The sequence below is a fragment of the Mucilaginibacter sp. genome, assembly GCF_028288225.1.
In the GTDB taxonomy this organism is placed as follows: domain Bacteria; phylum Bacteroidota; class Bacteroidia; order Sphingobacteriales; family Sphingobacteriaceae; genus Mucilaginibacter.
On record NZ_JAQBOC010000080.1, the window covers coordinates 1 to 25,430 of the forward strand.

The 25,430-nt window shown below is 40.0% G+C and carries 19 protein-coding genes; 11 read left to right on the plus strand and 8 right to left on the minus strand.

Going from position 1 to position 25,430, the window contains the following annotated elements:
• Positions 1-324 precede the first annotated feature (324 nt).
• Together JWQ54_RS23600 and JWQ54_RS23605 are read left to right on the plus strand one after the other, a co-directional pair.
• On the plus strand, positions 325-882 hold the full coding sequence (locus tag JWQ54_RS23600; protein WP_299590038.1) for a nuclear transport factor 2 family protein: 558 nt from the start codon (positions 325-327) through the stop codon (positions 880-882).
• A gap of 228 nt (positions 883-1,110) precedes the next feature.
• The gene (locus JWQ54_RS23605) at positions 1,111-1,998 is read left to right on the plus strand and encodes a DMT family transporter (RefSeq protein ID WP_299590040.1); all 888 of its coding nucleotides are present in this window, start codon (positions 1,111-1,113) and stop codon (positions 1,996-1,998) included.
• Positions 1,999-2,195: 197 nt separating this feature from the next.
• Here the strand turns inward: JWQ54_RS23605 and JWQ54_RS23610 are convergent, their stop codons facing one another.
• The 3 genes from JWQ54_RS23610 to JWQ54_RS23620 all read right to left on the minus strand — a co-directional run bounded on the left by JWQ54_RS23610 (position 2,196) and on the right by JWQ54_RS23620 (position 4,150).
• Positions 2,196-2,951: an SDR family oxidoreductase gene (locus JWQ54_RS23610; RefSeq protein WP_299590041.1), complete on the minus strand. Its 756-nt coding sequence runs from the start codon at positions 2,949-2,951 to the stop codon at positions 2,196-2,198.
• A gap of 72 nt (positions 2,952-3,023) precedes the next feature.
• Entirely contained in the window at positions 3,024-3,596 is a 573-nt protein-coding gene (locus JWQ54_RS23615; protein WP_299590042.1) for a Crp/Fnr family transcriptional regulator, read from the minus strand.
• Entirely contained in the window at positions 3,593-4,150 is a 558-nt protein-coding gene (locus JWQ54_RS23620) for a Crp/Fnr family transcriptional regulator (RefSeq protein WP_299590043.1), read from the minus strand. Before JWQ54_RS23620 ends, JWQ54_RS23615 begins: the two co-directional genes overlap by 4 nt.
• A 422-nt stretch (positions 4,151-4,572) precedes the next feature.
• On the opposite strand from JWQ54_RS23620, the gene JWQ54_RS23625 reads away from it, so the two are divergent.
• Both JWQ54_RS23625 and JWQ54_RS23630 read left to right on the plus strand, forming a co-directional pair.
• Entirely contained in the window at positions 4,573-4,932 is a 360-nt protein-coding gene (locus JWQ54_RS23625) for a nuclear transport factor 2 family protein (RefSeq protein ID WP_299590045.1), read from the plus strand.
• Between the two features lie 391 nt (positions 4,933-5,323).
• Positions 5,324-6,817 carry a TonB-dependent receptor gene (locus tag JWQ54_RS23630; protein ID WP_299590047.1) on the plus strand — a complete coding sequence of 498 codons (1,494 nt, stop codon included), beginning with the start codon at positions 5,324-5,326 and terminating at the stop codon, positions 6,815-6,817.
• Positions 6,818-6,940: 123 nt separating this feature from the next.
• Here JWQ54_RS23630 and JWQ54_RS23635 read toward each other — a convergent pair whose 3' ends face one another.
• A complete protein-coding gene (locus JWQ54_RS23635; protein ID WP_299590048.1) occupies positions 6,941-12,256 on the minus strand; it encodes a PKD-like domain-containing protein in 5,316 nt (1,771 codons plus the stop codon).
• Between the two features lie 410 nt (positions 12,257-12,666).
• Here JWQ54_RS23635 and JWQ54_RS23640 point away from each other — a divergent pair, with 410 nt between their 5' ends.
• The 4 genes from JWQ54_RS23640 (at position 12,667) to JWQ54_RS23655 (ending at position 21,010) form a co-directional block, all read left to right on the plus strand.
• Positions 12,667-14,616, plus strand: a complete 1,950-nt coding sequence (locus JWQ54_RS23640; RefSeq protein WP_299590050.1) for a 7TM diverse intracellular signaling domain-containing protein — start codon at positions 12,667-12,669, stop codon at positions 14,614-14,616.
• A 298-nt stretch (positions 14,617-14,914) separates the two neighbouring features.
• The gene (locus JWQ54_RS23645) at positions 14,915-17,968 is read left to right on the plus strand and encodes a TonB-dependent receptor (RefSeq protein WP_299590052.1); all 3,054 of its coding nucleotides are present in this window, start codon (positions 14,915-14,917) and stop codon (positions 17,966-17,968) included.
• A gap of 18 nt (positions 17,969-17,986) precedes the next feature.
• The gene (locus JWQ54_RS23650) at positions 17,987-19,459 is read left to right on the plus strand and encodes a RagB/SusD family nutrient uptake outer membrane protein (protein WP_299590053.1); all 1,473 of its coding nucleotides are present in this window, start codon (positions 17,987-17,989) and stop codon (positions 19,457-19,459) included.
• A 108-nt stretch (positions 19,460-19,567) separates the two neighbouring features.
• A complete protein-coding gene (locus tag JWQ54_RS23655) occupies positions 19,568-21,010 on the plus strand; it encodes a glycoside hydrolase family 30 beta sandwich domain-containing protein (protein ID WP_299590054.1) in 1,443 nt (480 codons plus the stop codon).
• Positions 21,011-21,015: 5 nt separating this feature from the next.
• On the opposite strand, the gene JWQ54_RS23660 is transcribed toward JWQ54_RS23655, so the two are convergent.
• The 4 genes from JWQ54_RS23660 to JWQ54_RS23675 all read right to left on the minus strand — a co-directional run bounded on the left by JWQ54_RS23660 (position 21,016) and on the right by JWQ54_RS23675 (position 23,826).
• A complete protein-coding gene (locus JWQ54_RS23660) occupies positions 21,016-21,858 on the minus strand; it encodes an oxaloacetate decarboxylase (protein ID WP_299590056.1) in 843 nt (280 codons plus the stop codon).
• A gap of 57 nt (positions 21,859-21,915) precedes the next feature.
• Positions 21,916-22,791: a YitT family protein gene (locus tag JWQ54_RS23665; RefSeq protein WP_299590058.1), complete on the minus strand. Its 876-nt coding sequence runs from the start codon at positions 22,789-22,791 to the stop codon at positions 21,916-21,918.
• A gap of 154 nt (positions 22,792-22,945) precedes the next feature.
• On the minus strand, positions 22,946-23,407 hold the full coding sequence (locus tag JWQ54_RS23670; RefSeq protein WP_299590060.1) for a hypothetical protein: 462 nt from the start codon (positions 23,405-23,407) through the stop codon (positions 22,946-22,948).
• 71 nt (positions 23,408-23,478) lie between these two features.
• Positions 23,479-23,826: a hypothetical protein gene (locus tag JWQ54_RS23675; protein ID WP_299590061.1), complete on the minus strand. Its 348-nt coding sequence runs from the start codon at positions 23,824-23,826 to the stop codon at positions 23,479-23,481.
• A 212-nt stretch (positions 23,827-24,038) separates the two neighbouring features.
• On the opposite strand from JWQ54_RS23675, the gene JWQ54_RS23680 reads away from it, so the two are divergent.
• The 3 genes from JWQ54_RS23680 (at position 24,039) to JWQ54_RS23690 (ending at position 25,424) form a co-directional block, all read left to right on the plus strand.
• Positions 24,039-24,464, plus strand: coding sequence for a VOC family protein (locus JWQ54_RS23680; RefSeq protein WP_299590062.1), 426 nt, complete (start codon positions 24,039-24,041; stop codon positions 24,462-24,464).
• A 71-nt stretch (positions 24,465-24,535) separates the two neighbouring features.
• Positions 24,536-25,000, plus strand: a complete 465-nt coding sequence (locus JWQ54_RS23685; RefSeq protein ID WP_299590064.1) for an SRPBCC family protein — start codon at positions 24,536-24,538, stop codon at positions 24,998-25,000.
• A 1-nt stretch (position 25,001) separates the two neighbouring features.
• Positions 25,002-25,424: a hypothetical protein gene (locus JWQ54_RS23690; RefSeq protein ID WP_299590066.1), complete on the plus strand. Its 423-nt coding sequence runs from the start codon at positions 25,002-25,004 to the stop codon at positions 25,422-25,424.
• The last annotated feature ends 6 nt before the right edge of the window (positions 25,425-25,430 follow it).

The following is a 25,430-nucleotide window of genomic DNA, read 5'->3' on the forward strand; positions in this document are numbered from 1 at the left end:
ATATTTGGCCTGCAAATCCCGGTAAGATACTCCACCTTTTAAATACTCTGAAACGATGGCTGACTTGTTTATATTATGATTCATCTTTCCACTGTTTATTTGTCAACCTATTTTAGGGAAAGTCAGCTTGAAAAAATGGAACGCTAACCCGCCTGGCTGGGCATTTTGGATCGGTTAATGAGTAGAAGGAAAATATTATTATAATTATTATAGAATCGTATCTTTATAAAAAAAAATACCAGACATATTATTAAATATCCCTGCTAAAATTGTTATAAATAGCTCTCCGACTGGTATATTATTTAATTCTTAAATTACAATTATATGCAAGGCCTTTTCACATATTATCGCAGCTTATTATTTATTCTCTTTATTGTTTTTGTTAGTTTTAAGCAAAATGCTTATGGCCAATCGTTTGTCCCATCGGATTCCTTGTCCGGGATTTTAATCGGTCAGGAGGCCAAAATGTTCTATAACATGATGAATGGCGATAAGCTCTCTGCCGATAAAATGATAGGTGAAGATTATGTTACGATTAATGCAGACGGGGTGATGCAAACCAAAACCGAAATGATGAAAACCTTTGGAAAATTCAAAGGCGCTACCGCCACCTTGTATGATAAGCGAATAAGAACGTATGGAAACCTGTCAATAATTACAGGGAGGGCCAGGTTTTATTTAAAATCAATATTAGTTGCCGAAGTGTTCTATACTGAAACATGGGTTTATCGCAATAATCAGTTTTACTTTATAGGATGGCAGGGAACCATGACAGGTGCGCCATCATATTACCCTACAATAGTATCTTTATCCGGGTTGATTTTACTTTATTTTATCGCCAGGCTGATCATGAGAAAGTTTCGAAAACGAAGAGCGGCCTGATTTATTTGCGAGGCCTTATTATACTTATGCCGGCACTTAGCGGATCTCAACCCTGCACATCACGCGGCAATTTATACAAGACGCTTGAATTTTGGCATTTAAGCGAAACGCTTGAACGGCCGGAGCGTCGTTTCATAAATTCATATCTAATATTGTTTTATGAACTGACTTTAAACTGACATCTGTTACCATCGAAATCATTATTTTCCACAGCAAAACATTCTTAAAATGAAGAATAAAAAAGGGATTGAATTTCCGGCGGTGCTGGGGGTACTATTGGCTATAGCCAGTTTCCAGGGTGGCGCCGCTATTGCAAAAGGCCTGTTTCCTGTGCTGGGCGCGGCTGCAACTTCTTCGTTAAGAATAGTTTTGTCCGCCATCATCCTGGTAATTTTTAACCGGCCCAATCTGCGAAATTTAACAACTGCGCAATGGAGATATGTTGCTTTGTACGGTTTGACGTTAGGGGCGATGAATACCATTTTCTACATGGCAATAGCCCGCATCCCGCTTGGTTTGGGTGTTGCCCTTGAGTTTATAGGGCCCCTGGCGCTCGCCCTGACCGGTTCAAAGCGCATAATAGACTTTTTATGGGTCCTGCTTGCAGCCACAGGCATCGCACTGATTGCACCATGGAGCAATAAAGGTTTAGATATCGTTGGTGTACTTCTTGCCTTGCTTGCAGGCGCACTCTGGGCAGCATATATTTTACTCGGCGGGCACATATCTCAAATAATGGACGGAGGAAAAGCCGTTACTATCGGGATGATTTTTGCATCTATCCTGGTGTTGCCAATAGCTATAGGCAATGGGTTATTTGTCCACCTCAAACCTGTGATGCTGCTGCCAGGACTTGCGCTGGCTCTGCTTTCAAGCGCCATCCCTTTTACCCTTGAGATGCATGCGCTGCGGAAAATTCCTGCAAAAACGTTTAGTATTTTAATGAGTCTGGAACCCGCGGTAGCGGCGTTTTCCGGTCTCCTTTTCCTGCATGAATACCTGTCTTTTCACGAATGGCTTGCGGTGGCATTGGTAATTGTTGCAAGTGCGGGAGTTACACTAACAGGGAAAAAAAATGCGCATACCGCGGGCGATGGCTCTTTACGCGATATTTAACCGCTGTTGTTGATTTTCCTGTATTTAGCGGTTCAACCCCGGTTCTGGGTATAACAACGGCACGTCAGATAAATTATTGAAAACAGCCACCCTGAATCAAGGCAGCTGATTTTTATGCATCACTTCACTACGCTTACAGCAGCGCGGTATATCAAATTTTCCGTAAAATATTACTCCCGGGAATTTAACCGGCGCCCTTATCGTTGATTTTCAGGTTTCGAGATCCAATCCGCGTAATGGGTTTTACCCAGGAAAACAGCAGTCTCCGGCACTAAAGTATCAACGGTAAGTGGTGCTCCTGAATAAAGGGCATTTGTATCAGCTGCTACCTCGTAGTTTTGATGAGTTGCCTGTAAGTATTGTTTCATCCATGCTGCTATGTCGAATTTTTCAGGCCCGCCTATTTCCAGAGTTTTATTGACAGGTTTCTCCAACGCCTTTTCAGCCATAAAAGATGCAACGTCTTTGCTCGCGATCGGTTGAATGTTTGCCGCTGGTACTATTACTTTTCCATTGTCCATACTCATCTGAACGATACCTCCGGCAAACTCAAAGAACTGTGTTGCATGAACAATGGTATAAGGAATCCCTGATGCCCTGATCAATTCTTCCTGCACTTGTTTCGCACGGAAATAACCGCTGGCCTGTAGTTTTTGAGTACCTACTACCGATAAAGCAACATGATGCTGCACGCCTGCCACCTTTTCTGCAGGTAACAGATTTTCGTTAGCGGTTTTAAAGAAGTTCATCACAGCATTATCTTCAAAAGATGGTGAGTTGGACACATCCACCACTACATGAGCGCCCTGCAGCACTTCAGTTAAACCTTCGCCGGTAAGGGTATTTACACCGTTGTTGGGTGAAGCGGCAATCACCTCGTGTCCTGAGTCCTGCAATTGATTTACCACTTGGCTACCTATAAGGCCGGTACCGCCGATAACAACTATTTTCATAATCTGTAATATTTAAGGTTAATTATATAATACAAAGATGAATATAGCCTGTCCGGAAAAACTTAAGCTGGTTTAAGAAATATACACGTCCTGATAAGTCTTTAAAATTTCCAATGAAACCCCCATGTAGGCGGCAAAAACAGGATCGGGAATTCTTTGGATCAATTCAGGATAAGTATTTCTGAAATGGCAATAGAAATCTTTTTTAGATACGGTAGCAAATGTCTTTTGTTTAAATAAGGCCGCGCCATAAGCCCGCTCATGAATTTTATTGAAATACAAAGCCAGTAGGGGAAACGCTGACAGAAGTGTTTCATAGTTTTTCCTGCTAATACAGATAATTTCCGAATCTTCCATCGCAGCAATCGAATAAACAGCGGGTTTACCATCGGGAAAAGTCTTATAGTCGGTTATCCACCAGTTTTCCAATGCAAAGTGTACGACCTGTTTTTCTTCGTTATTTTCATAAAACAGGTACAGGCAACCCTTATTAACGAAATAAATCGTGTCACAAATTTCCTTTTCTCTCAATAATAACTCCTCCTTTTTTACTGGTTTGGTTTGGAGGAACAGGGCTATTTTCTCCTGCCCGATGCTAAAATCGGGAACGAGTTTTTGAATGTGTCGATATAATTGTCCGGTCATAAATTATTTTTCCCTTTTACCAGGTTTTTTCGCAATTCGCTCAGGTATTCAGGTGTGAAGCCCAAAAAGGATGCCAATACTTTCTGCGGGATCCGTTGAAGAAATTCCGGGTACTTTGATTGAAACAGTTCATAAAATTCAGGCTTGGGCATTCTCGAAATCATCTGGATGCGAAGCAATGACGCTGCATAGGCCCGCTCATATACTATCCGGAAATACTTTTCCATGACCGGGAATTCTGCCAAGATCAATTCATAGTTCGGGGCAGTAATGGTCAATACCTCTGTTGCCTCCAACGCCTGGATCGTATAGGCTGATTTCCGTCCGGATCGAAAAGCATTCAAATCTGTCATCCACCAGTTTTCTAACGCAAATTGCTGTGTTTGTTCCACACCGTTATGTTCTGTAAAGAACAAACGAAGGCACCCTTTCACCACAAAAAAATACGACAAACAACGCTTGTCTTCTTCCTGTAAAATGGCCTTTTTCTTAAATGTCATCGTTTCAAAAAATGATAATATAGCGTCACCAGCTATCTCAGAACTGGAAGTCATTTTTTGAATGTGATGTACGAGCGGATGCATTTTTTTATGGAAATCGGGCCAAATTATAAAAAACCGATAAGAATCTCAAGGTTGGGTTGAAAGTTAATGTTCTACAATCATCAGGAGGCCATAAATGTTTCAAATAATTTGCTGCTGACGCTACATTTAGAATCGAACAAAAAGCCTGGTATGAAAATATCGGGCCTTGCTGTTGACAGCAAAGGGATAATTAACCTTTCTCCAAATTCAATATCAACCATGTTATTCTTATCAACGTTCGAGCCTTGTTGAATTTAATCATGGAGTTGAAATCTGCGTTCAGATCCCGGGTTACAAGTAAACCAGTGATAATTTAACAGAAACTTAAAACAAATATCAGGCAAAGTCCTATTATTAATATTTAGCTTTAATAAATTAAAAACCTGGAAATTATGAATACACAAGATGTAGCCGGAAAACTGGTGCAATTTTGCCGTGAAGGTAAAAACATGGATGCTATAAATGAATTGTATGCTGATAATATTGTAAGCCTTGAAGCTAAAGGCTCGCCTATGGAACGTACAGAAGGTAAAGAAGCTGTAATAGGGAAAAATCAGTACTGGTATAGTACGGTTGAAGAAATTCATAGTGGTGAAGTTTCAGAGCCTATTATAAGTGGTGATTTTTTTACTGTTTCGATGTACATGGATGTTACTTATAAAGAGGGCGGAAGAATGCCGATGCAAGAGATTGCTGTTTATGAAGTGAAGGACGGAAAAATTGTTGCCGAGCAGTTTTTTTATAACATGTAAAATAGTTACGCAATATTTTCGAAGAATTCTGCGGTATTTTTTTTGCCCATGTTGATTTTAGTAACATGGGCTGGTTAGCTAACAGCTTTTTCTTTTGTGTGCCGGAACTTATCAGTATGTAAAATATCCATCAGGATGCGATATGCCCGAACATCAACGGCGCGAATAATTCAAGATTACTAATGAAAGGTTTGTCTTGTTGTGGACAATCAATACGGGAAGTTGATCGGTTTTGCAAGTTGGCAATCTTTCATCTCTTCAATTAGTTTTAGAGCGAACTGTTATCCAATTTACTTTTCAGGCTGTTCAGCTCATAATCTAAAAATTCGTATTTTTAAACCGTCTTATCAGATCATAATAATGGCTGCATAAACTATAAATAATTAAGTGCATGAATACCATTCACAATAAGTATATTGGAACAAAACAAAAAGCACTTGCCATTAATCTTGACCCTGAAATTTATGGCTCATTCGCCGAAATTGGTGCAGGGCAGGATGTAGCAGCTAACTTTTTTAAGGCAGGCGCTTCATCGGGTACTATCGCTAAAACAATGTCGGCTTATGACATGACCTTTTCTGATGCTATTTATGGTGTCCAACCTGGCCGTCGTTATGTAAGCGAGCATCGCCTGATATCAATGCTGGACCATGAGTATGGCTTGCTGATAGAACGCCTGGCTGAACAGCGTGGTAATACAACAACTTTCTTTGCTTTTTCAGGTACATTCTCAGCTCTTAATTATCACAAAACAAATGAAGGGCATGGCTGGATGGGGGTACGTTTTCAGTTAGAGCCCAACGGGGTGCTTCATGATGTAGTGATTCATGTTAAATTATTAGATAACGATAATAATTTGCAGCAACAAGCGGTGGGTATCTTAGGCGTGAACCTAATTTATGCGTGTTTTTATTATCATGCCAACCCGCCGGTTTTTTTGATTTCACTGATGGATAACTTGTCCAAAGACCGTATTCAAATAGATATGATCCGTTTTGAAGGACCTGACTTTAGCAAAGTGGATAACCGGTTGATGAGTTTGCACCTGGTTAAATATGGTTTTTCGGATGCGGCTTTATTTAGCCCCAACGGGAAAAATCTTCAGCCCTCTGAAGTTTTGTATAAAAAACATATTGTAGTGATCCGCGGGCGTTTCCGTCCTATTATCAATGTGCATTTAGATATGCTCAACACAGGGGTTAAGCAATTTATGCAAGAGCCTGATGTAGACAAAACTAATGTTATGGTTGTTACAGAACTTACTTTACAATCGTTAAAAGAAAGGAACGCCGACAAAACCGCTGAAATTGATGAAAAGGATTTCCTTGACCGTGTTGACATTCTGTGTTCACTTGGGCAAACAGTGCTGATCTCTAATTTTCATGAGTATTATAAATTGATAGCTTACCTGTCAAAGATAACCAAGTTGAAGATGGGCGTGGTTTTGGGTTATCCTAACCTGGAGTATATTTTCTCTGAAGAGCATTATAAAGATCTTCCGGGTGGTATTTTGGAGTCATTCGCTACATTGTTCAGCCGTAAGGTAAAGCTGTTCATTTATCCTACTTTGCGCGATGGGGTGATCTGGAATTGCCTCAGGTTTCATCCGCCGGCCCATCTTATAGACCTGTATCGTTACCTTATAGCTAATAATAAAATAGAAGACATCAGGCATTATAACGAGAATAATCTTAATGTGCAAACCGATAAAGTATTGCACCTCATAAAACAAGGTGTAACCGGATGGGAAGAATATGTACCATCAGAGGTAGCCACAATGATAAAAGACAGGCGCCTGTTTGGATATTCAAGTGAAATTAATCCAGCCAAAGAAGGCATACACATAACTGGTGATGATACCGACACTGTAGTAGATGCATCGTAAAGATGTGAATAATACGCCTCTTAATCATGTACTTAAAAAAAATTAGAAGCTTGTTTTATTTATCACGCATTCAACTATATAAAGGCGATTGAATGTTAAAATGAAACCGGATTCTATATTACTTTACCTTATAAGCGTAAGGCTGCCGGATAAAATCTGGTTATAAAGTTTAGTGTCAATTACATAATAATAAACGCCTACAGGCAATTGTTTACCGTTAAATACACCATCCCATGGCTTATCATAACCTATGGAGTGGAATACTTTTTGGCCATACCTTGTGAAAATATTAACTGTAGCTTCCGTATAAGCAATTAACCCCCTGATGTTCCATAGATCATTAACACCATCTGCATTAGGTGTGAAGGTATTAGGAACTACTATTTCCGGAGATACTTTTATCTGAGCTGTATCTTTACTTATACATCCGCGAATGTCAGTAACCTGCAATGTATAAGTACGATCAACAATCCCGGTTATTACCGGATTTTTTACTTTGTTATCATTTATATCCAGGTTGGGTGTCCATAAATATTGCACATTATCATCGCTTACAGTTGGATTTAAAGTGATGGTTCTGTTTCTTAGTACATACCTCGTTCCTCCGGCATTTACTGTTGGAGGTGGTATGAAACTTACATTCATTGTATCCTTTGATATATCACAAGGCCCTGCATTAGTTGCAAGTAAAATTAAATTAACGGAACCGGCTAAAACATCGGCTTTGCTTGGTACATAAGCAGCATTTACTTGAGTTGCAGACGGACTGAAAGTTCCTGTTCCTGATGTGCTCCAGAGGCCGCCGCCTGCTATTATTATTTTCCCGTCCAACTGCACACCACTTGTTTGTGAACATACAATTTGATCCGGCCCTGCCATTACAACAGATTGCGGACCGAATTTTATGGTTACTGACGCTATTGCAATTTTGCAGTCGTCATCGCTTGTTGAAGTTAATATGAGCACAACCTGGCCTGCGGCTTTGTCCTGTGCAGTAGGAATATATTTTTGCGCTAAAGGATAATTAATTGAAGGAGAAAACGTTCCTGATCCGTTGGTAGTCCAAATACCTGTATTAGTACCACCGCCGATACTGCCACTAAGTGGAATATCAGGATCAGCAATACAAACAGTTCGGGCTTGCCCTGCAAAGGCAGTAGGCGGCTCTCTTACGTCCACTTTAACCGTAGCAACCGGGCTAGGACAGCCATTAACAGTAACATATAAGCTGTAGGTACCTAAATTGGCCATTGTAACGTTGGTAATATCGGGATTTTGCATTGATGAAGTATATCCGTTAGGGCCGGTCCATGAAAAAATTGCATCAGCAACATCAGGAGTACGTAATTGTATTGTACTACCCACACATATAGGGGAGTTGCTGTTAGCTACCGGCTTTGCAGGTTGAGGTTTAACAATTACAACATAAAAAAATTTAGGCCCGGGGCAACTATTAGCAAGGGGAGTAATTATATAAACAACATGTGTGGCTATAGTACCTGTATTTGTTAAAGTTTCAGTAATTGTTGATGATGTTTGGTTGATTACTGCCGGGGTGCTGATATCAGGTACCGCGGCACGGCTCCAAATATAGGTTGTAGACACTAAGTTTGAAGTTATAGCATAGTTTTGAGGCTCACCGCTGCATGCTATCCCGGTTTGTGAGCTGGTTATATGCACAGATGGATTTACTGTGACTGTTACTTTGAATGGCGCACCTGCACACGTATTCGTTTTGGAAGTAATGAGATAACTTACAGCAATAGGCTCATTTGTGTTATTAAATAAAAATTCTCTTATGGTACCTGTAGTTTGCCCTGTAACAGTTGTGTTTTCAATTCCGGGCACGGCTGCACGGCTCCATTCAAAATCTGCTGTTGTATTAAACTTGATTACATAATTAGGAGAAGTTTGATTACAAATTGCCGGAGGGCTATTTGAGCTGATAACTACAGGAATAGGGTATACCGTAACTACATAGTTAACACTTGTACCGGGGCAGCTATTATTTATCGGGGTAATAACATATTTAACATTAACGGCTGCGCTACCTGTATTAATTAAGGTTTCATTAATTGTTGAAGATGTTTGATTGTTTAATGCTAGATTACTGATACCAGCTACCTGGGCACGGCTCCATAAAAATGTTGCTGTTGGCATGTTGGATTTTATAGTATAGTTTAACACATTTCCACTGCAAACCGCATCAGTTAATGAGCTTGTTACACCCGGCAACGCCGAAACCGAAACATCAACCTGAGTCATTGGGCTTACACAGCCATTCACTGTTTTACGAACCCAGTATGATTGATTGGCATGTAATGGCGGGGTTGAATAGGTGCTTTTTCTTGATAAAAGGTTACCGGCGGTTGCAGCATCGTACCATTCAAAATTTCCAATCAGATCGGTAGGGGTAAGCGTTATATTATTGCCAGCGCAAACAGGGGTGGTTGGAACAACTGGTGCATTGGGTACACTATTTACAGTAACCAATACAGTTGTACGCGGGCTGGCAATACCAATACTATTTACAGCTTCAACATAATAAGTAGTATTTGCCAAAATCGGCGGTGTTGCAAAATTGGCCCCGGTAAATAAAAGTGTCCCGGCAGATGGCGAGTCATACCACCTATATGTTCCTCCCGGCGCTATTGCTGATAAATTTGCACTGCTGCCTAAACAGGTTGTATTACCGGTAACAGTTGGCTTGGCGAGCGTGTTTTTAAAAGTAATAGTAACCTTATCAGACTTTGGCCCGCACGACCCTGAAGGGGCATTTGAAGTATAGGTTAGTATGGCCGAGGTTTCACCGGCACCAGGTGTATAGACCGGATTAGGAATGCTACTATTAGAAAACTTCCCTGTTCCGCCTGACCATTGGGCTGTTGCATTAGTGCTTACACTTCCGCTTAATTGAACTAAACTTCCGGCAGACACCGTTTGATTCGCCCCTGCGCTAATGATAACCGACTGATCAATTTTTACTGTTGTTGTTGAAGTGCTTGAACTACAGCCTCCACTTGCTGCAATGTCATTTTTAATAGTATATAATATATTGGGTGTACTCTTCTTAAGGTCAATTTCACCCGTACTTGTATTTATAGCCAAACCTGCAGGCGTGGCGCTAAAAGTGCCGCCACTTGCGCCGGCACCGAAAGAAGGCAGCGGATTAGGTTCATCCTGGCAGTAAACGGGATTGTAACTAAAAGTTGAAACTGCATTTGTAAAGATTTTAAATTGTATACTTGATGGCACATCACAGGCTCCATTGCCTGTAAATGTGATGGTATAAGTTCCTGCAGTGCTGGTACTAAGATTAATTTCGCCCGTTGTCGGGTCAATAGTCATCCCTGCAGGCGAAACGCTGAATGTTCCGCCTGCCGGATTGTTTAGTGTGGGGATAGGGTTTGTTGGGGCTGAAGTACAAACCGAACCGGCCGGATATTGAAACTGTGGTGTAACAGGTGAATTTATGGTTATTGTTACCAGGGTACGGGCAGTGGTACACTGGCCCGTGGTATTTTGCACATAATAGGTTGTATTGGCTGTTAATGCCGGTGTAGTATAGCTGGTGCCGCTTTTAAGCAGGTTACCGCCCGATGCAGCATCATACCATTGGACGGTGCCGGCGGCGGCACTTGCAGTTAAACTTGCCGTTGAACCAGAGCAAATGGTAGTTGTGCCGCTTACAGTGGGCTGTACCGGGACAGGGTTTACTGTAACCGTTACCGCTTTGCGGGCACTGGAACAGCCACTTGCCGTCGTAATTTGCACATAATATGTGGTTGTAGTGGTTAATACAGGCGTTGTATAAGCCTGACCTGATAATAATGGTGTGCCCCCGGTTGGAGTACTATACCACTCATAAGTGCCGCTTCCGCCGGTAGCAGCCAGCGATGCTGAGCTGCCTGAACAGGTACTTGTATTATTAGCTATTGGGGGAGGAATCACAGCATTTACAGTAACAGTTACCGCTTTACGGGCACTGGTACAGCCAGACAAAGTTGTTTGTACAAAGTATTGGGTTGTGGCTGTTAATACAGGTGTTGTAAAGCTTGGCCCTGTATATAACGGTATGCCGCCGGTTGCTGTGCTATACCACTCATAAGTGCCTCCCGGCCCTGTTGCTGTTAGTATTGTTGAGGAGCCGTTGCAAATAATTGTTCCGGAAACTGACGGAGCTGCAGGTGGCGGGGTTATAACAACGTTTACTGCGGAACGGCTACTTGAGCAACCACCATTAGTAGCCAACACATAATAAGTAGTCGAGCTGTTTAATACAGGAGTTTGATAAGTAACACCCATTGCGATGGACTGGCCACCCACAGGGGTATTGTACCATTGATATGTTCCGGATGGGGCAACCGAAGCGGATAATAAAATTGAACTGCCGCTGCAAGTTGTTATAACCTGATCTCCCGGAACCTGGGGGATTGGATTTACAGTAACTGTTACTGCAGTCCGGGCACTTTCACAACTATTAATAGAGTTTTGAACATAGTAAATTTTTGATTGTGTTAATGGTGGGGTTGTATAATCAGGGCTTAAAATAAGCGGCGTTCCGCCGCTTGGAACATCAAACCATGAATAAATACCCGGTCCTGGATTAGCATGTAAGGTTGCTGTTGAACCTATACAGATAGACGCGTTTTGAGCAACTGGCTGTCGGGGGGCTGGGGTTACCTTGGCTGTAACAGGCGTGCGGGCACTAATACAACCATTAGTTGTTGCTACCACATAAAAATCTGTAGTAGCTGTTAGTAAAGGGGTTGCAAAGGTTGGCGCCGTACCTAGTACGCTGCCGCCTGTTGGCGAAGCATACCATTCATAGCTGGTGCCGCCGCTTGCTTTTAGAATAGCGCTGTTACCTGAGCATACTGTCATCCCGGTAACAATTGGATTACCTGTTGCATTAACAAAAACACCAGTTCTTAAGCTTGTACAGCCGTTTACTGTTGTTTGTACATAAAAGGTTCTCCCCGAATTAATAGCCGGGGTAACGTAAGTATCGCCGCTTCCTAAAAAATTGCCGCCTGTGGGCGCATCAAACCATTGATAAAAACCACCGGGGCCAGTTGCATGCAGCGTAGCACTGGTATTTGTACAAACTAATTGAGCTCCTGTCGTGGTTGGTGCATCAGGCGTAGCAGCAGTAATGATATTTATACTTTTTGGCACTGGCTGGCAACCAGGTGTTTTGTCACCTACGATTACGGTGTAAGTACCTTCTTTATTTACATTTATTGATTGTGAAGTTTCACCGGTGCTCCATGTGTAACTATAAGGTCCGGTACCACCGGATGGACCAGCTGTTAATGATACCTTATTGCCCGAACAAATGCTTGTACTTGACGGTGATATAGTAACGCTAAGTGTACACTGACTATACCCGGTTACTGATAATAAAAGAAAGGCGAGAACAAGTAAACAACTCCTCATATAGTTTAATGAGTTTTAATTTTCCATATTCATTAACTGGTTAAACGATAATGATTATTTTCCCGGCGATATGATTAGTTTAAAGCAAATCCCATAATTTATCAGGAAAAAAATTTACTTGTCCTCTTAACGTAATAAGCGGTGTATTTGTTCAATTAATTCTTCAGCTTTTTAACTTTTGTGAATTTTAGCACTTAAGTAATAAGTAAAAATAATAAAAACAAAATTGATGTAACAAACTTATGACAATATATGTTATTGACTGCCGATATAAATTGTCTGTGAAAATTAAAAATCGGATGAATATGTAACGTAGATTATACATTTACTAGCTGCATAAGTGCTTCGTAACCCATTATATTTGCCCGCTCTAACCTTGTAATATTGTTGAGAAATTGTTGTTTACTCACATGTATAAATTATTACTCTTTTTCAAGTTCCCATTTATTCAAAAGCATAATTATACTTTATTGATCTTGTTAATGCTCAGCCTGAACGTTAAGGCTCAGGACGTTGTTAAAATAGATGATAGAGTTGATCAGCACATTTTTTCGTATGGCGAAATTACCTGCCTTGAAGACCCGGCAGGGAAATTGACTTTTAACCAGGTAAGCTCGCCTCAATACTCGGTTAAGTTTATTCAGAGCAGTACAAGTACTCCGCAAAATTTTAATATTAAGTCGGCATACTGGTATAAGGTGACTATTAAAGACACCGTAAAATCACACAAGAGATGGATAATTGAGTTTTTTGATCAAACCATAGATGATATAACGGCCTGGCTGCCGCAAGAAAATGGCACCTATCAATCCGCACAATTCGGTGCGCTATATAAATTTAAAAACAGGCAGTTTCATCATAAAAACTTCGAGATCAATTTAACCATCAACCCGGGTAAAGAGTATACTTATTACTTCCGGATAAAATCACAACGAACAGCTGATGTTATTTTAGTATTACGCTCTGTTAGCTGGTTTATTCAATACGCTTTAAATGAGTATTTGCTTTTTGGTTTATTTTATGGAATGCTGCTGATATTTGCATTTTACAATCTGCTGATTTTTGTGGCTGTAAGGCAACGTCAATATTTATATTACGTATTGTACAATTTAAGCGTAGGTTTTTATGAGTTGTGTACAGATGGTATTGCCTATCAATACATATGGCCAAATTCGCCATACTGGAACGAGTATGCTTTTGCCGTGGCTCTTTGCTGTTTAAGTGTGTTTACCTTATTATTTACAAGCAGCCTGTTACACGTAAAAAGTAAGGCGCCTAAATTATACCGGCTCATTAATGGAGTAATTATAACCAGGATAGCATTTTTTTTTATTTGCTTCATTTTTGATAAACAATTATTTAATTATAAGCTGATTGAATTCATCCCGTTGATAATTGCTTTTTATACCGGGATAATTATACTCAAAAAAGGGTACAGACCTGCAAGGTTTTTTGTTTTGGGATACAGCTTTCTATTTTTAGGTTTTATACTTAAATTTTTATTGATGCTGGGTATTAGCTGGCTTAATGTGGGAGTAATTGGTTACTACAGCTTAAGCATATGTTTTATTTTAGAAATGTGCTTTTTGGCATTTGCCCTTGCAGATAAAGTCCGCTTATTAAAAAAGAAGAAAAATAAGGCACAAAAGAAAATTATAAAACAACTTATTGCCAATAAAGAACTAAGTGAAATAGTTAATACAAAACTTGAAGAACAGGTTGGAGAAAGAACCAGGGAGCTTTTAGAAAAAACAAACATCATCGAACAAAAAAATAATGAATTAAATAAAACAAACCTTTTACTCCAGGAACAGACATTCGAAATTTCAAGAATGAACTTGCTTTTGAAAAGGGATAATATTGACCTGTTAACCAATGTTGAAAAAGTTACACGCGCCAGGGTAATGTCGGCAGATGTTGACTTTGAAGAATTTAGTAAGATCTATCCCGATCGCGACAGCTGCCTCAAATTTTTGTCCACTATAAAATGGAATGAAGATTATGACTGCCATAAATGTGGTAATAAGCATTATTTTCATGGGCACGCACCTTATAGCCGCAGATGTAGCAAATGCAGTTATGAGGAATCTGTTACTGCTTATACTGTATTTCAAAACACCAGGATCCCGATAAATAAGGCATTTTATATGACTTTTCTTATCTATTCAAGCAAAGGAAAGATTTCATCACACCAGCTTTCCGAAATACTTTCAATAAGACAAAGCACCTGCTGGGCGTTCAGCAGTCGTATAAAAAAACTTTTATCTGATAAAAAGAAAATCATAAAAGGGGCAGGAAGCGACGGCTGGAGCAAGATTATTGTAAACTACGACGAGGAACATTTTACTGCAACGGTCTAAATAGTGTAAAGATTATGGTTGACACCCTGAAATAAGTAAGGGTATCAATGCGTATCAATTGCAATATCTTTCTACAATATAAACCTTATTTATGCCCTAATTATCAATGAGTAAACGCCATTTTACCAGCGGTATTAAAGCGTATTATTTATTAATATAAACGTCTATATATCAATAAGTTATAATAAAATACTTTTAATTTTACTTGCTTTATTAATTGTAATGAGCATAACTTTGTCCCACAATTAATAACTGTGCTATTCCTGCACAGGAAATTTATAAACTTAAGACAAATGCTATGAAAAGAAGAATTACTTTACTGGTAGTTATTTTGTTTGCTCAATGTTCAATATTGTTAGCGCAAAATAATACCTCAGTAAAAGGAGTGATCAAGGATGAAACGGGGAGCCCCTTACCAGGAGTTACCGTTACAATTAAAGGCACCACAAATGCGTCTATTTCGGACGTTAACGGATTATACACCATTTCCGTTCCGCCCAACACTACGCTGGTATATTCATTTATTGGATATGACTCAAAAGAAGAGCTTGTAAATGGACGGAGTGAGATCAATGTATCCTTAACTCCCAGTGTCAAGCAATTGGAATCTGTAGTGGTAATCGGTTATGGATCCCAAAAGAAAAAGGATATTACCACAGCCATTTCAACGGTAAGCGTTAAAGATGTGAGCCAGCGGCCGGTTGTAAACACTGCCGAAGTGTTGGCTGGCAAAGCCCCTGGTGTACAGGTGTTTAATGCTTCAGGTGCGCCGGGTGGCGGGAATTTGAGTGTAAGGATAAGAGGGCTGTCTTCTCCAAATGGAACCGAACCGGTTTATGTTATTGATGGAGTAGTAGTACGCAACACAGAAAGTTTAGATCCTAATAATATTGAATCTATAAGTGTACTAAAAGATGCATCAGCAGCTGGTATTTATGGCTCATTAGGTGCTACCAATGGTGTTGTTTTAATAACAACTAAAAAAGGAACCAAAGGACAAACCAAAGTTGAAATAAACACGTACACCGGCAAGCAGCAAATTATTAAAAAGCTGGATTTGTTGAATGCTGATCAGTATAATAGCCTGATGAGTGATGAATATGCCAATATAGGCCAATCGGCGCCTTCATTACCCACTAACTTTACTGCAAATAATAACTGGCAGAACCTAGTTTATCGTTCTGCTTCACAATCAGGCCTTAATGTAGGTTTATCCGGAGGATCGGACAAAGGTACATTTTACTTAGGTTTAGGCGCTATAAACCAGAATGGTATAATTAACGGTACAAATTTTAAACGTTATTCCATCAATCTAAACCTGGAACAAACAATGAAAAGCTGGTTGACAATAGGAACAAACATAGCTTACAACAGGGCCGATGGCCGCACAGTTAATGATAATAGCTCTGCCAATCATGGCGGCGTAGTACTGTCAGCTTTGTACACTCCTCCAATTGTTCCTATTTTCAATTCAACCGGTATGTACCAGGCAAATTCTGATAATTCGACAAATCCATTGGATGATATTTACAGTAATGACAATCACTATATAAGAAATAATCTTTTGGGTAATGTACATGCAGAAATAACACTACCTTTTAATATTAAATACCGTTCGCAATTTGGTATAGCACTAAACAATTATAACAACGATGCTTTTACCAATCCACTTACCAACCAGGGTGCAAGCCAGGTAAATGGGATTGGCAGCAGTGAAAATAATGAAACGTTTCGCTACACCTGGGACAATACCCTAAACTGGTCAACGGTAATTAATAAAAAACATAATATTGCGGTAGTAGCAGGTACTTCGACAATTGAAGAAAAATATACCGATAGTTACCTGTATGGTACGGGTTTCCCGGCGGGTGTTACTACCTTAAATGCGGCAAGCGCAAACAAAGCTATCTCCACTTTTAAAACTGATTACACCGTGCAATCATATTTTGGACGTGTAAACTATGCTTTTGAAGATAAATACCTTTTGGCAGCCTCAATAAGGGCCGACGGCTCATCAAGATCAGGTATAAATAATCAATGGGGCTATTTTCCAACTGTATCAGGTGCATGGCGTATTTCGAGAGAAGACTTTTTGAAGGATAACCAGTTTATTTATGATTTGAAAATAAGGGCTGGTTTCGGTGAAGTGGGTAACCTGCCGCAAACATTATACAATAGCTATAGTGCATTAAACCCTGCAGCTTATTTGTTTGGAGGAAACAGCAACTCGGGCTATGCTCCGGCAAACCCTTTAGGTAATCCCAATTTGAAATGGGAAACAACAAAGGGGATAAACTTAGGTTTTGACTTATCAGTTTTGAATGACAGGCTGAGCTTAAGCGCTGATTATTACAGTAAAAAAACTACCGATTTTATTTTCCCGGTTACATTTAATACCGCGGTATCAGGTAGTGCAAACCAGGGAGCGTACAACCTGCCCGGCTATGTTTCAAATAAAGGGCTTGAATTATCATTAACCGGCAGAATTTTAACCGGAACAAATTTTTCATGGACTGCAACCGTAAATGCTTCGTTTAACAAGAATATTGTTAATGGCATCCCACAGGTATTGGATAACAACGGCAATAAAGTCGACCAGGTATTTCAATTTGGCGGCATTGCATTTGGCGGTAGCGGGAATGCTACAAACCTGACTATAGTTAAAAATGGTCTTCCTTTGGGGTCATTTTATGGCTATCAATACGCAGGTGTTGATCCGGCAACAGGTAATGCCTTGTACAAAACAGCAAGTGGCGGAACCACTGCAACACCGGCTACCACCGATCAAACATCATTAGGAAGCGGCTTGCCAAAAGCAGTTTATGGGTTTACCAACACTGTAACCTATAAAAACTTAAGCCTTGACTTTTTAATTGACGCAGTAACAGGCAATAAAGTGTTTGATGCTACCCGGGTTGAAACAGAAGGCATGTACTTATCAGGTAATGCAAGCACCGCTGTTTTAAATAGGTGGAGAAATCCGGGTGATATAACCAATGTACCGGCTGCAGTTTATGGCGGTACTAATAGTGCAGGTGTATCAACTATATTACCATCATCGCGTTTTATTGAGAATGGCGCGTTTGTGAGGCTTAAATCTTTATCATTAAGCTACAATGTTAAAAATGCTTTTTTTGATAAGCAGGGTATCAAGCTTCGGGTTTATGCAACGGCTCAAAACCTGGTAACAATTACTAAATACAAAGGATACTATCCCGAAGTGAATGCATTTAGCAGCAGCTCACAAAGCGGTAGCACACTTGGTTCGCCAAGTTCTACAGCTATTGGTATTGATTATGGTACGTATCCGCAAACTAAAATTTATACAGCAGGTATAAACGTATCCTTTTAACAACTTAAAATTAAAGAGATGAATAACAAGATATATATACTAACCATTGCTGCTATGGCTGCTGGATTAGTATCGTGTAAAAAAGATTTTTTGAATAAGCTACCCATATCGCAGGGTACAGTAGGTAATTATTACAAAACGGCCAGCGATGCTGAAGGCGGATTAGTTGGTGCATACCAACAGGCATTTTTAACAGACCAATACTGGGTATGGGATTACACAACCAATGGCGATGCGCGTGCAGATAACTGCTATGCCGGTGGGGACAACCCGGATAACTTTGGCGTTGATAATTTTACAACTACACCGCTTAACGGTAATATTACACGGGATTGGCAAGGCCCTTACCAGGATATTTATGCTGCTAACACCGTAATTGATAAAGTGCCGCAAATTCCGGCTGCATCTTTTAGCGGGAACAGGCAGCAGGAAATTATATCGGAAGCCAAGTTTATAAGGGCGTTATCATATTTTCAGCTGGTTACTTCTTATGGCGCTGTGCCGCTGGTTACATCAACTATAGCAGGTAAATTTCAGCCTACACCATCACGTACCGCAGCAACAGAAATTTATGCGCAAATTGAAAAAGACCTGCTTGACGGCGAAAGTGTTTTACCTGCCTCATTTCCAAATGTCGGGCGTGTAACAAAAGGCGCTGTACAAGCCCTGTTAGCTAAGGTTTATGCACAGGAAGGTAAATATCAGCAATGTTTAGATTATTGCAACAAGGTGATTAGCGGACCTTATTCTCTGGTGCCCGACTACAAAACACTGTTTGACGGAACAAAAAACACAACTGAATCAATTTTTGAAATTCAGCATTCGTCAGCCAGCGGGTTTACTACCTATAATGTGTCATTATACCTGCCTGCTATTTTTGGTACCTATTCTTTCAAAAAGTTTAATTTGCCAACAAATGACTTGGTAGCATTGTACAAAAGCCAGAATGATAACATCCGTTTAAGTTCCTCTATTTATACAGCTGCTGTTAGTGCAGATGGCCTGGCAGCAGGCGACCCGATCCCGGCACCATATACTAATAAATCGCCTACTGTTCCATTTTTATATAAATGGAAAACTAATATATCACAGTTTGGCGGCGGTACGGATAATACCATATTGCTGCGTTTAGCCGATATCATTCTGTTAAAGGCCGAAGCCCTAAACCAGTTAAACCAAACCCCTGCGGCTATACCTTTGGTTAACCAGATAAGGGCGAGGGTAAAGCTACCCGGCATAACTGCAACGTCAAAAGCTGATGTAGGCTTGGCCATACTAAATGAAAGGCGCATGGAATTAGCTTTTGAAGGCCAGCGCTGGAACGATTTGTTAAGATACGGCAGTGATTACACAATTACTTTGATGAAAAGCCAGGTTGACCCTTTTGGAAAGCCACTTAACTATGGTATAAATCAAAACAAATTGCTGTTCCCGGTACCATTAAATGAAATTCAGTTAGATGGTAACCTTACTCAAAATCCAGGTTATTAATTAACTGTGATTATTTAGAAAATATTAAAACGGCAACGAGATGATTTCAAATTGCCGTTTTAGTTATATTAGCCAGCCAATTATTGTAATCATAATAAAATTAAAATCATGTCAACTCTTTATAAGAATGCTTTTGCCCTTTTATTGTCAGTGTTTATATTGAATAATGCTTTTGGCCAACAGGCAGTACATCATACAGGCAATAAAACCGGGTTAAAAAGTAAAAAGGTGCAGTTTTGGCTTACTGATCCATCCGATTCTACATTGTTTAAACAAAAAGCTTCTGTCGAATTTGGTACCGTTACCAATCAATCCCCAACCATAAAAATTAATAGCTCTCAGGCTTATCAGTCTATAGATGGTTTTGGATATGCTTTAACAGGAGGGAGTGCCATGCTGATCAATAAAATGAGCACAGGTGGCAGGGCGAAATTATTGAATGAGCTATTTACTACTAATGGCAGCTCAATTGGAGTGAGTTACTTACGGATCAGCGTTGGCTCATCGGATCTGGACGATCATGTTTTTTCTTATGATGACCTGCCCGAAGGTAAAACTGATCCTCAATTAAAAAAGTTTAGCCTGGCCGCTGATGAAACCAATTTGATCCCGGTTCTTAAACAAATACTGGCCATCAATCCAAAAATAAAAATATTGATATCACCATGGTCAGCACCCGCCTGGATGAAAACGAATGGAGAGACCCGCGGCGGTCATTTAAAGTCTGAATATTATAAAACCTATGCCCAATACTTTATAAGGTATATTAAAGGGATGCGGACAAGAGGGATAACGATAGATGCCTTAACTATTCAGAATGAGCCACTAAATCCTAAGAATAATCCAAGCATGGTAATGGAAGCGCCGGAACAGGCTGATTTTATAGCCAATGATCTTGGTCCTGCTTTGGCGGCCGCGAAACTCAAAACAAAAATTATCCTGTATGATCATAATGCCGACAGGCCTGATTACCCGATCTCTATACTTGATAATAAAAAAGCCGCTAAATATGTTGATGGTTCTGCATTCCATTTATATGGCGGTAAAATTGATGCCTTATCAACAGTGCACAAGGCGCACCCGGATAAGAATTTGTATTTTACCGAGCAATGGGTAGGAGCACCGGGCAAGCTTAAAGAAGAATTGAATTTCCATATTAAGGAAATAATAATAGGTGCGACGCGCAATTGGAGCCGCAATGTTATTGAATGGAACCTGGCTTCAGATCAAAACCTGGAACCGCACACACCCGGGGGATGCACCGAATGTTTGGGAGCAATAACTATAACAGGCGATAATATTATCCGCAACCCTGCATATTACATTATTGCGCATGCCGCAAAATTTGTACGGCCCGGTTCAAAAAGGATAGAATCGAATTTACCTGCTAACCTGCCAAATGTTGCCTTTATTAATCCTGACGGCAAAATGGTTTTAATAGTTTATAATGACGATAAAGCACCGCAAGCCTTCAATATAATGTATGGTGAAAAGGCAATATCATCATCATTAAACCCCGGCGCTGTTGCTACATATACCTGGGGTTTATAAGCCGGCTATTTAAATAGCTTATTAAACACGGCATAAGGAATAGTATTGTTGGCAAAGGTAAAAGTACCTTCCCGGCTTATTTCTTCGGCAGCGCTCATAAATGAGCTGTAAGCTGCCCGTGAAAGCGATGAGCCAAGGCTTATCCTTTTTACACCAAGATCAGCGAGCTTGCTTACAGTAAAATCAGACACGCCAAGGCCCATAACCACGTTAACGGGCCTTGGCGCTACTGCTTTAACTACCGCTTCAATTTCATTACGGTTTTTTAAACCCGGTGCAAAAAGCACATCGGCGCCGGCATTCGCAAAAGCCTCAAGGCGGCGGATGGTGTCCTTTAAGTCTGGCTTGCCATATATCAGATTCTCGGCCCTGGCCGTAAGTGTGAAATGAAATGATAAGCTTTTTGCAGCTTTTACTGCTGCCTTAACCCGTTCAACAGCCAGCTCAAATGGATAGATAGGGTCTTCCGGGTTACCGGTGGTATCTTCTATGGAACCGCCAACCAAACCAGTTTGTGCCGCAAGTAATATGGTTTCAGCACAAGTTTCAGGGGCTTTACCAAAACCATTTTCAAGATCGGCTGATAGGGGCAGGTTGGTTGCCATAACAATATCATGTGCATTTTTCAGCGTTTGATCGCGGCTAACTGCGCACAATCCATCTGGTTTGGCCAGTGAAAATGCAAGGCCGGCGCTGGTGGTAGCAAGCGCCTCGAAACCCAGGCTTTCCAAAATTTTCGCCGAACCCGCATCCCAGGGATTAGGAATAACAAATATACCCTGGCGTTCGTGCAATGCTCTAAATGCTTCGGCCTTAATAGCCTGCGTATTACTATTAGGTGTTTCCATTTATATAGGTGTATAATTGAAAGAGCGTAAAATTAATGAATATTGAAGCAATAAAAATTAGTGAGATAAAACATGGCGTTTAATTAATCCACCTTTAACTTCAGATACTGAATGGGTAATAATAAACGCATTAGGATCTACCTGTTGCACAGTACTTACAAGGCGGGATACATCAAGCCGTGTTATCACAACGTATAGAATATCAATGTCTTTATCTTCAATTGTATTTTTTCCAAAACCCCGTTCGCCTTTATAAACGGTAACGCCCCGGTGTAACTGGCGGATGATCACATTTTTTACCAGCTCGCTTTTGGGCGATATAATGGTAACCGCTGTATATTCGTCAAAGCCCTGTATAATGTAATTGATAGTTTGCGAAGCAGCAAGATAGGTAAGGATAGAATATAAAGCGGATTGGACCCCTAAAAAGAAGGCTGCAACACCAAATATCGCAATATTGATGGTAAGGATTATTTGCCCGACAGATAAAAATGATTTAGGGTTAATATAAACTGCCAGCAGTTCAGTCCCATCAATTACACATCCGCCACGCATGGCCAAACCTATTCCGGTGCCCAGGAAAAATCCGCCGAATACAGCTGTTAACAATTTATCATTAGTAACCTGCGGGAAATTAATAAAATACAATACGAGCGATAATATTAAAATGGCAATTAAGGTTTTAATAGCATACAGTTTATTTATCCGCTTATAACCCAGCCATATAAAAGGTACGTTTATAACTATAATTAAAATTGATATTGGCCAATTGGTTATTGAGCTGATCAGCAGTGAGATCCCCGTTACACCTCCATCAATAAATTCATTGGGGATCAAAAAGCCCTTCAAGCCAAATGCAGCGCTGAATATTCCTGTTGTAATAAGTAACGTATTGATTATCTCCTTCCGAAAGTTTACTCTGCGTCTTTTCATATAATTGATTAGTTATGTTTTAAAATTATCAAAAAATTACGGCTTAACGCTTTAATAACTGATCATTTACAACCTTAGGCGTTAATACTTACAATAAAATATTTTGTATTTAACGTCCCTCACAACCAAATGAAAGGGACGTCAGGCAGTTGATTCAAATTATTGCCTTGATCATCACCTCCCATTGAGCTGCTACTTGTGCAGTTCGCTTAAGGCGTCCTTCATTATCAATATATCTCTGGTAAAAAACAATATGATGAAGAGGCTGCTGGTCTTTGCCAAGTAGAACCAATTGCAGCTGCTGAATTGCCTTGCCCTGCTTTTTTTCTTCAAGCATACAACCTGTTATACTTTTAAGATCTATAAGTTGCGGGCTGTAATCTTTCAGGGCCATTTTTATAATGATTTTTTTCGCCCGGTCTATTGCAAGAACAAAGGAATCAAACTGTTCAATAGCCTGTAATGAAAGGTTGAGATTCTTTTCTATCGCAGACAGTTCATTACTTATCTTTTTCGCTTTCTTGATGCGGGCGCTTCTTACAGCCAGGTAAATCGGAATAAATATAATAATGCACAGAATAGCCGTAATGAGAATATTCTCAGTAGTATGAGTCATTTTTTTTTAATTTTAAGGTGAAAATTCAGCGTGTTTTACGCTTTACTATGTTTAATTATTAAACATAAATTTTACCCAAAAAAATGATACGGGAATAATAATGACCGGATAAATTGCTGCCGGTGAATAACATGCAGCCGGTTTTGGAGAAATAAAGTATGGTAGGCAATTGTAAGTCCATCTCCCGATACATTTAAATTACCGATCCATAAGGGTTTAACTGATCCATAGATAGGATGGGAAATAACTCCCTGGTGAACAATCTTATCTATTGAAAGTGCATGGGCCTGGATCTTTATGCCGGTCTGGTAATAATCAGCGCCCTGGTTCCCATAATGATAGGGTGCACTGTAAGCCTCCTGATCAATAACAGAAAATAAAAAAAGCGCTAAAATTAATTTTAACAGTGCCTTATGCATACGGCAAAGATAAGGCTTTAATGTTAGGGAGAGCAGGAGAAGGTCATTTCCCCTTTTTGTTTTTTAAAATGGTTAATCTTTTTACGCAGGCATAATTGTCATAATTCCCCCCTTATGTTGTCATTCCTGGCACCTGCGTAAAAGTATTATCCGCTGTATGTTTGTATTATTCAATAGCACAAATAATATTAACCACAATAAATTAAACAATTATGAAACAGATAAACGGATACATTGGCTTTAATGGTAAATGCCGTGAAGCGATGACTTTTTACCACGAGTGTTTTGGCGGAGATTTGGTTTTATCGCCAATTGAAGGTTCACCTATTGAAAATGTGTGCCCGCCGGCCATGAAGGATCAGATCATGAACGCCTCATTAACATTGCCTGATGGTAATATACTGGTAATGGGATCGGACATGACAGGCCCCTGGGGGCATATTGAAGGAAACAATGTATCGCTGTTAATTAACTGCAGCAGCGAGGAAGAAATTAACAGGCTGTACAAAAAACTTTCTGAAGGCGGTAAAATAATGGATGAGTTAAAAGTTCAATTTTGGGGAGATCTGTTTGGTGTTTTCCAGGACAGGTTTGGCACTAATTGGATGGTAATTTATAGTAAAAACGAAAATCAATAAGCCATGAATATTTTATTAACCGTACTTATCATTATTGCAGCCCTTGTTGTTTTGTTTTTATAGCAGCGGCCGTGGTAAAAAAAGATTATACCGTTCAGCAACAGGTGATCATTAATAAAAACACCAGCGATGTATTTGATTACATCAAACTACTTAAAAACCAACGGAGTTTTAACAAATGGGCTATGATGGACCCTGATGCCAAAATGGATTATATTGGGACAGACGGAACGGTTGGGTTTATTTACACCTGGGACAGTGAAAATAAAAACGTAGGAAAAGGTGAACAGGAAATAAAAAGTATTACCGGCAACACCCGCATTGACAGCGAGGTGAAGTTTGAGAAGCCTTTTAAAAACGTAGCTGAAGTTTTTATGGAGACCATGGCGGTATCTGAAAACCAAACAAGCGTACAATGGGCAATGAATGGCAAAAACCCATATCCCATGAACATTATGAATCTTTTTATACCCGGTATGCTTAGCAAGGACATGGGAACAAGCCTGAATAATCTGAAAAGTATCCTGGAGAGCTGAAATGATCATTAAAAAGAAGCCGACACCCAATCCGGAACTTAAAAAGCTTGAAAAGCTGGTTGGCATCTGGAATGTCTCGGGTGAAGTATGCGGTCAGGTTAGTTACAGTTGGATGGAAGGAGGCTTTTTTTTAGTACAATATGTAGACCTGGAAGGAGCTAAAGGCCTTGAATTTATTGGGTACGATGAAGAAAGCGGAACACTAAAGTCGCACTATTTTGATGATGATGGCAAAGTACTTGAATATACCTATACGGTAAATGAAACAGATCATGTAGTATCTATTGATATGCCGGGAATTAAAGGGGAATTTAATGGCAAGTACAGCAATAACGGAAATACCATAACCGGCATTTGGCGCTGGAAACAAGATGGCGAGGACCTGGGATATAAGGCAATATTTACCAAAGTACACTTAAGTTAAATGATA

Coding starts and splice junctions, on each gene's coding strand:
- JWQ54_RS23600 (WP_299590038.1), top strand. CDS start 325: ATGCAAGGCCTTTTCACATATTATCGCAGCTTATTATTTATTCTCTTT.
- JWQ54_RS23605 (WP_299590040.1), top strand. CDS start 1,111: ATGAAGAATAAAAAAGGGATTGAATTTCCGGCGGTGCTGGGGGTACTA.
- JWQ54_RS23610 (WP_299590041.1), bottom strand. CDS start 2,951: ATGAAAATAGTTGTTATCGGCGGTACCGGCCTTATAGGTAGCCAAGTG.
- JWQ54_RS23615 (WP_299590042.1), bottom strand. CDS start 3,596: ATGACCGGACAATTATATCGACACATTCAAAAACTCGTTCCCGATTTT.
- JWQ54_RS23620 (WP_299590043.1), bottom strand. CDS start 4,150: ATGACTTCCAGTTCTGAGATAGCTGGTGACGCTATATTATCATTTTTT.
- JWQ54_RS23625 (WP_299590045.1), top strand. CDS start 4,573: ATGAATACACAAGATGTAGCCGGAAAACTGGTGCAATTTTGCCGTGAA.
- JWQ54_RS23630 (WP_299590047.1), top strand. CDS start 5,324: ATGAATACCATTCACAATAAGTATATTGGAACAAAACAAAAAGCACTT.
- JWQ54_RS23635 (WP_299590048.1), bottom strand. CDS start 12,256: ATGAGGAGTTGTTTACTTGTTCTCGCCTTTCTTTTATTATCAGTAACC.
- JWQ54_RS23640 (WP_299590050.1), top strand. CDS start 12,667: ATGTATAAATTATTACTCTTTTTCAAGTTCCCATTTATTCAAAAGCAT.
- JWQ54_RS23645 (WP_299590052.1), top strand. CDS start 14,915: ATGAAAAGAAGAATTACTTTACTGGTAGTTATTTTGTTTGCTCAATGT.
- JWQ54_RS23650 (WP_299590053.1), top strand. CDS start 17,987: ATGAATAACAAGATATATATACTAACCATTGCTGCTATGGCTGCTGGA.
- JWQ54_RS23655 (WP_299590054.1), top strand. CDS start 19,568: ATGTCAACTCTTTATAAGAATGCTTTTGCCCTTTTATTGTCAGTGTTT.
- JWQ54_RS23660 (WP_299590056.1), bottom strand. CDS start 21,858: ATGGAAACACCTAATAGTAATACGCAGGCTATTAAGGCCGAAGCATTT.
- JWQ54_RS23665 (WP_299590058.1), bottom strand. CDS start 22,791: ATGAAAAGACGCAGAGTAAACTTTCGGAAGGAGATAATCAATACGTTA.
- JWQ54_RS23670 (WP_299590060.1), bottom strand. CDS start 23,407: ATGACTCATACTACTGAGAATATTCTCATTACGGCTATTCTGTGCATT.
- JWQ54_RS23675 (WP_299590061.1), bottom strand. CDS start 23,826: ATGCATAAGGCACTGTTAAAATTAATTTTAGCGCTTTTTTTATTTTCT.
- JWQ54_RS23680 (WP_299590062.1), top strand. CDS start 24,039: ATGAAACAGATAAACGGATACATTGGCTTTAATGGTAAATGCCGTGAA.
- JWQ54_RS23690 (WP_299590066.1), top strand. CDS start 25,002: ATGATCATTAAAAAGAAGCCGACACCCAATCCGGAACTTAAAAAGCTT.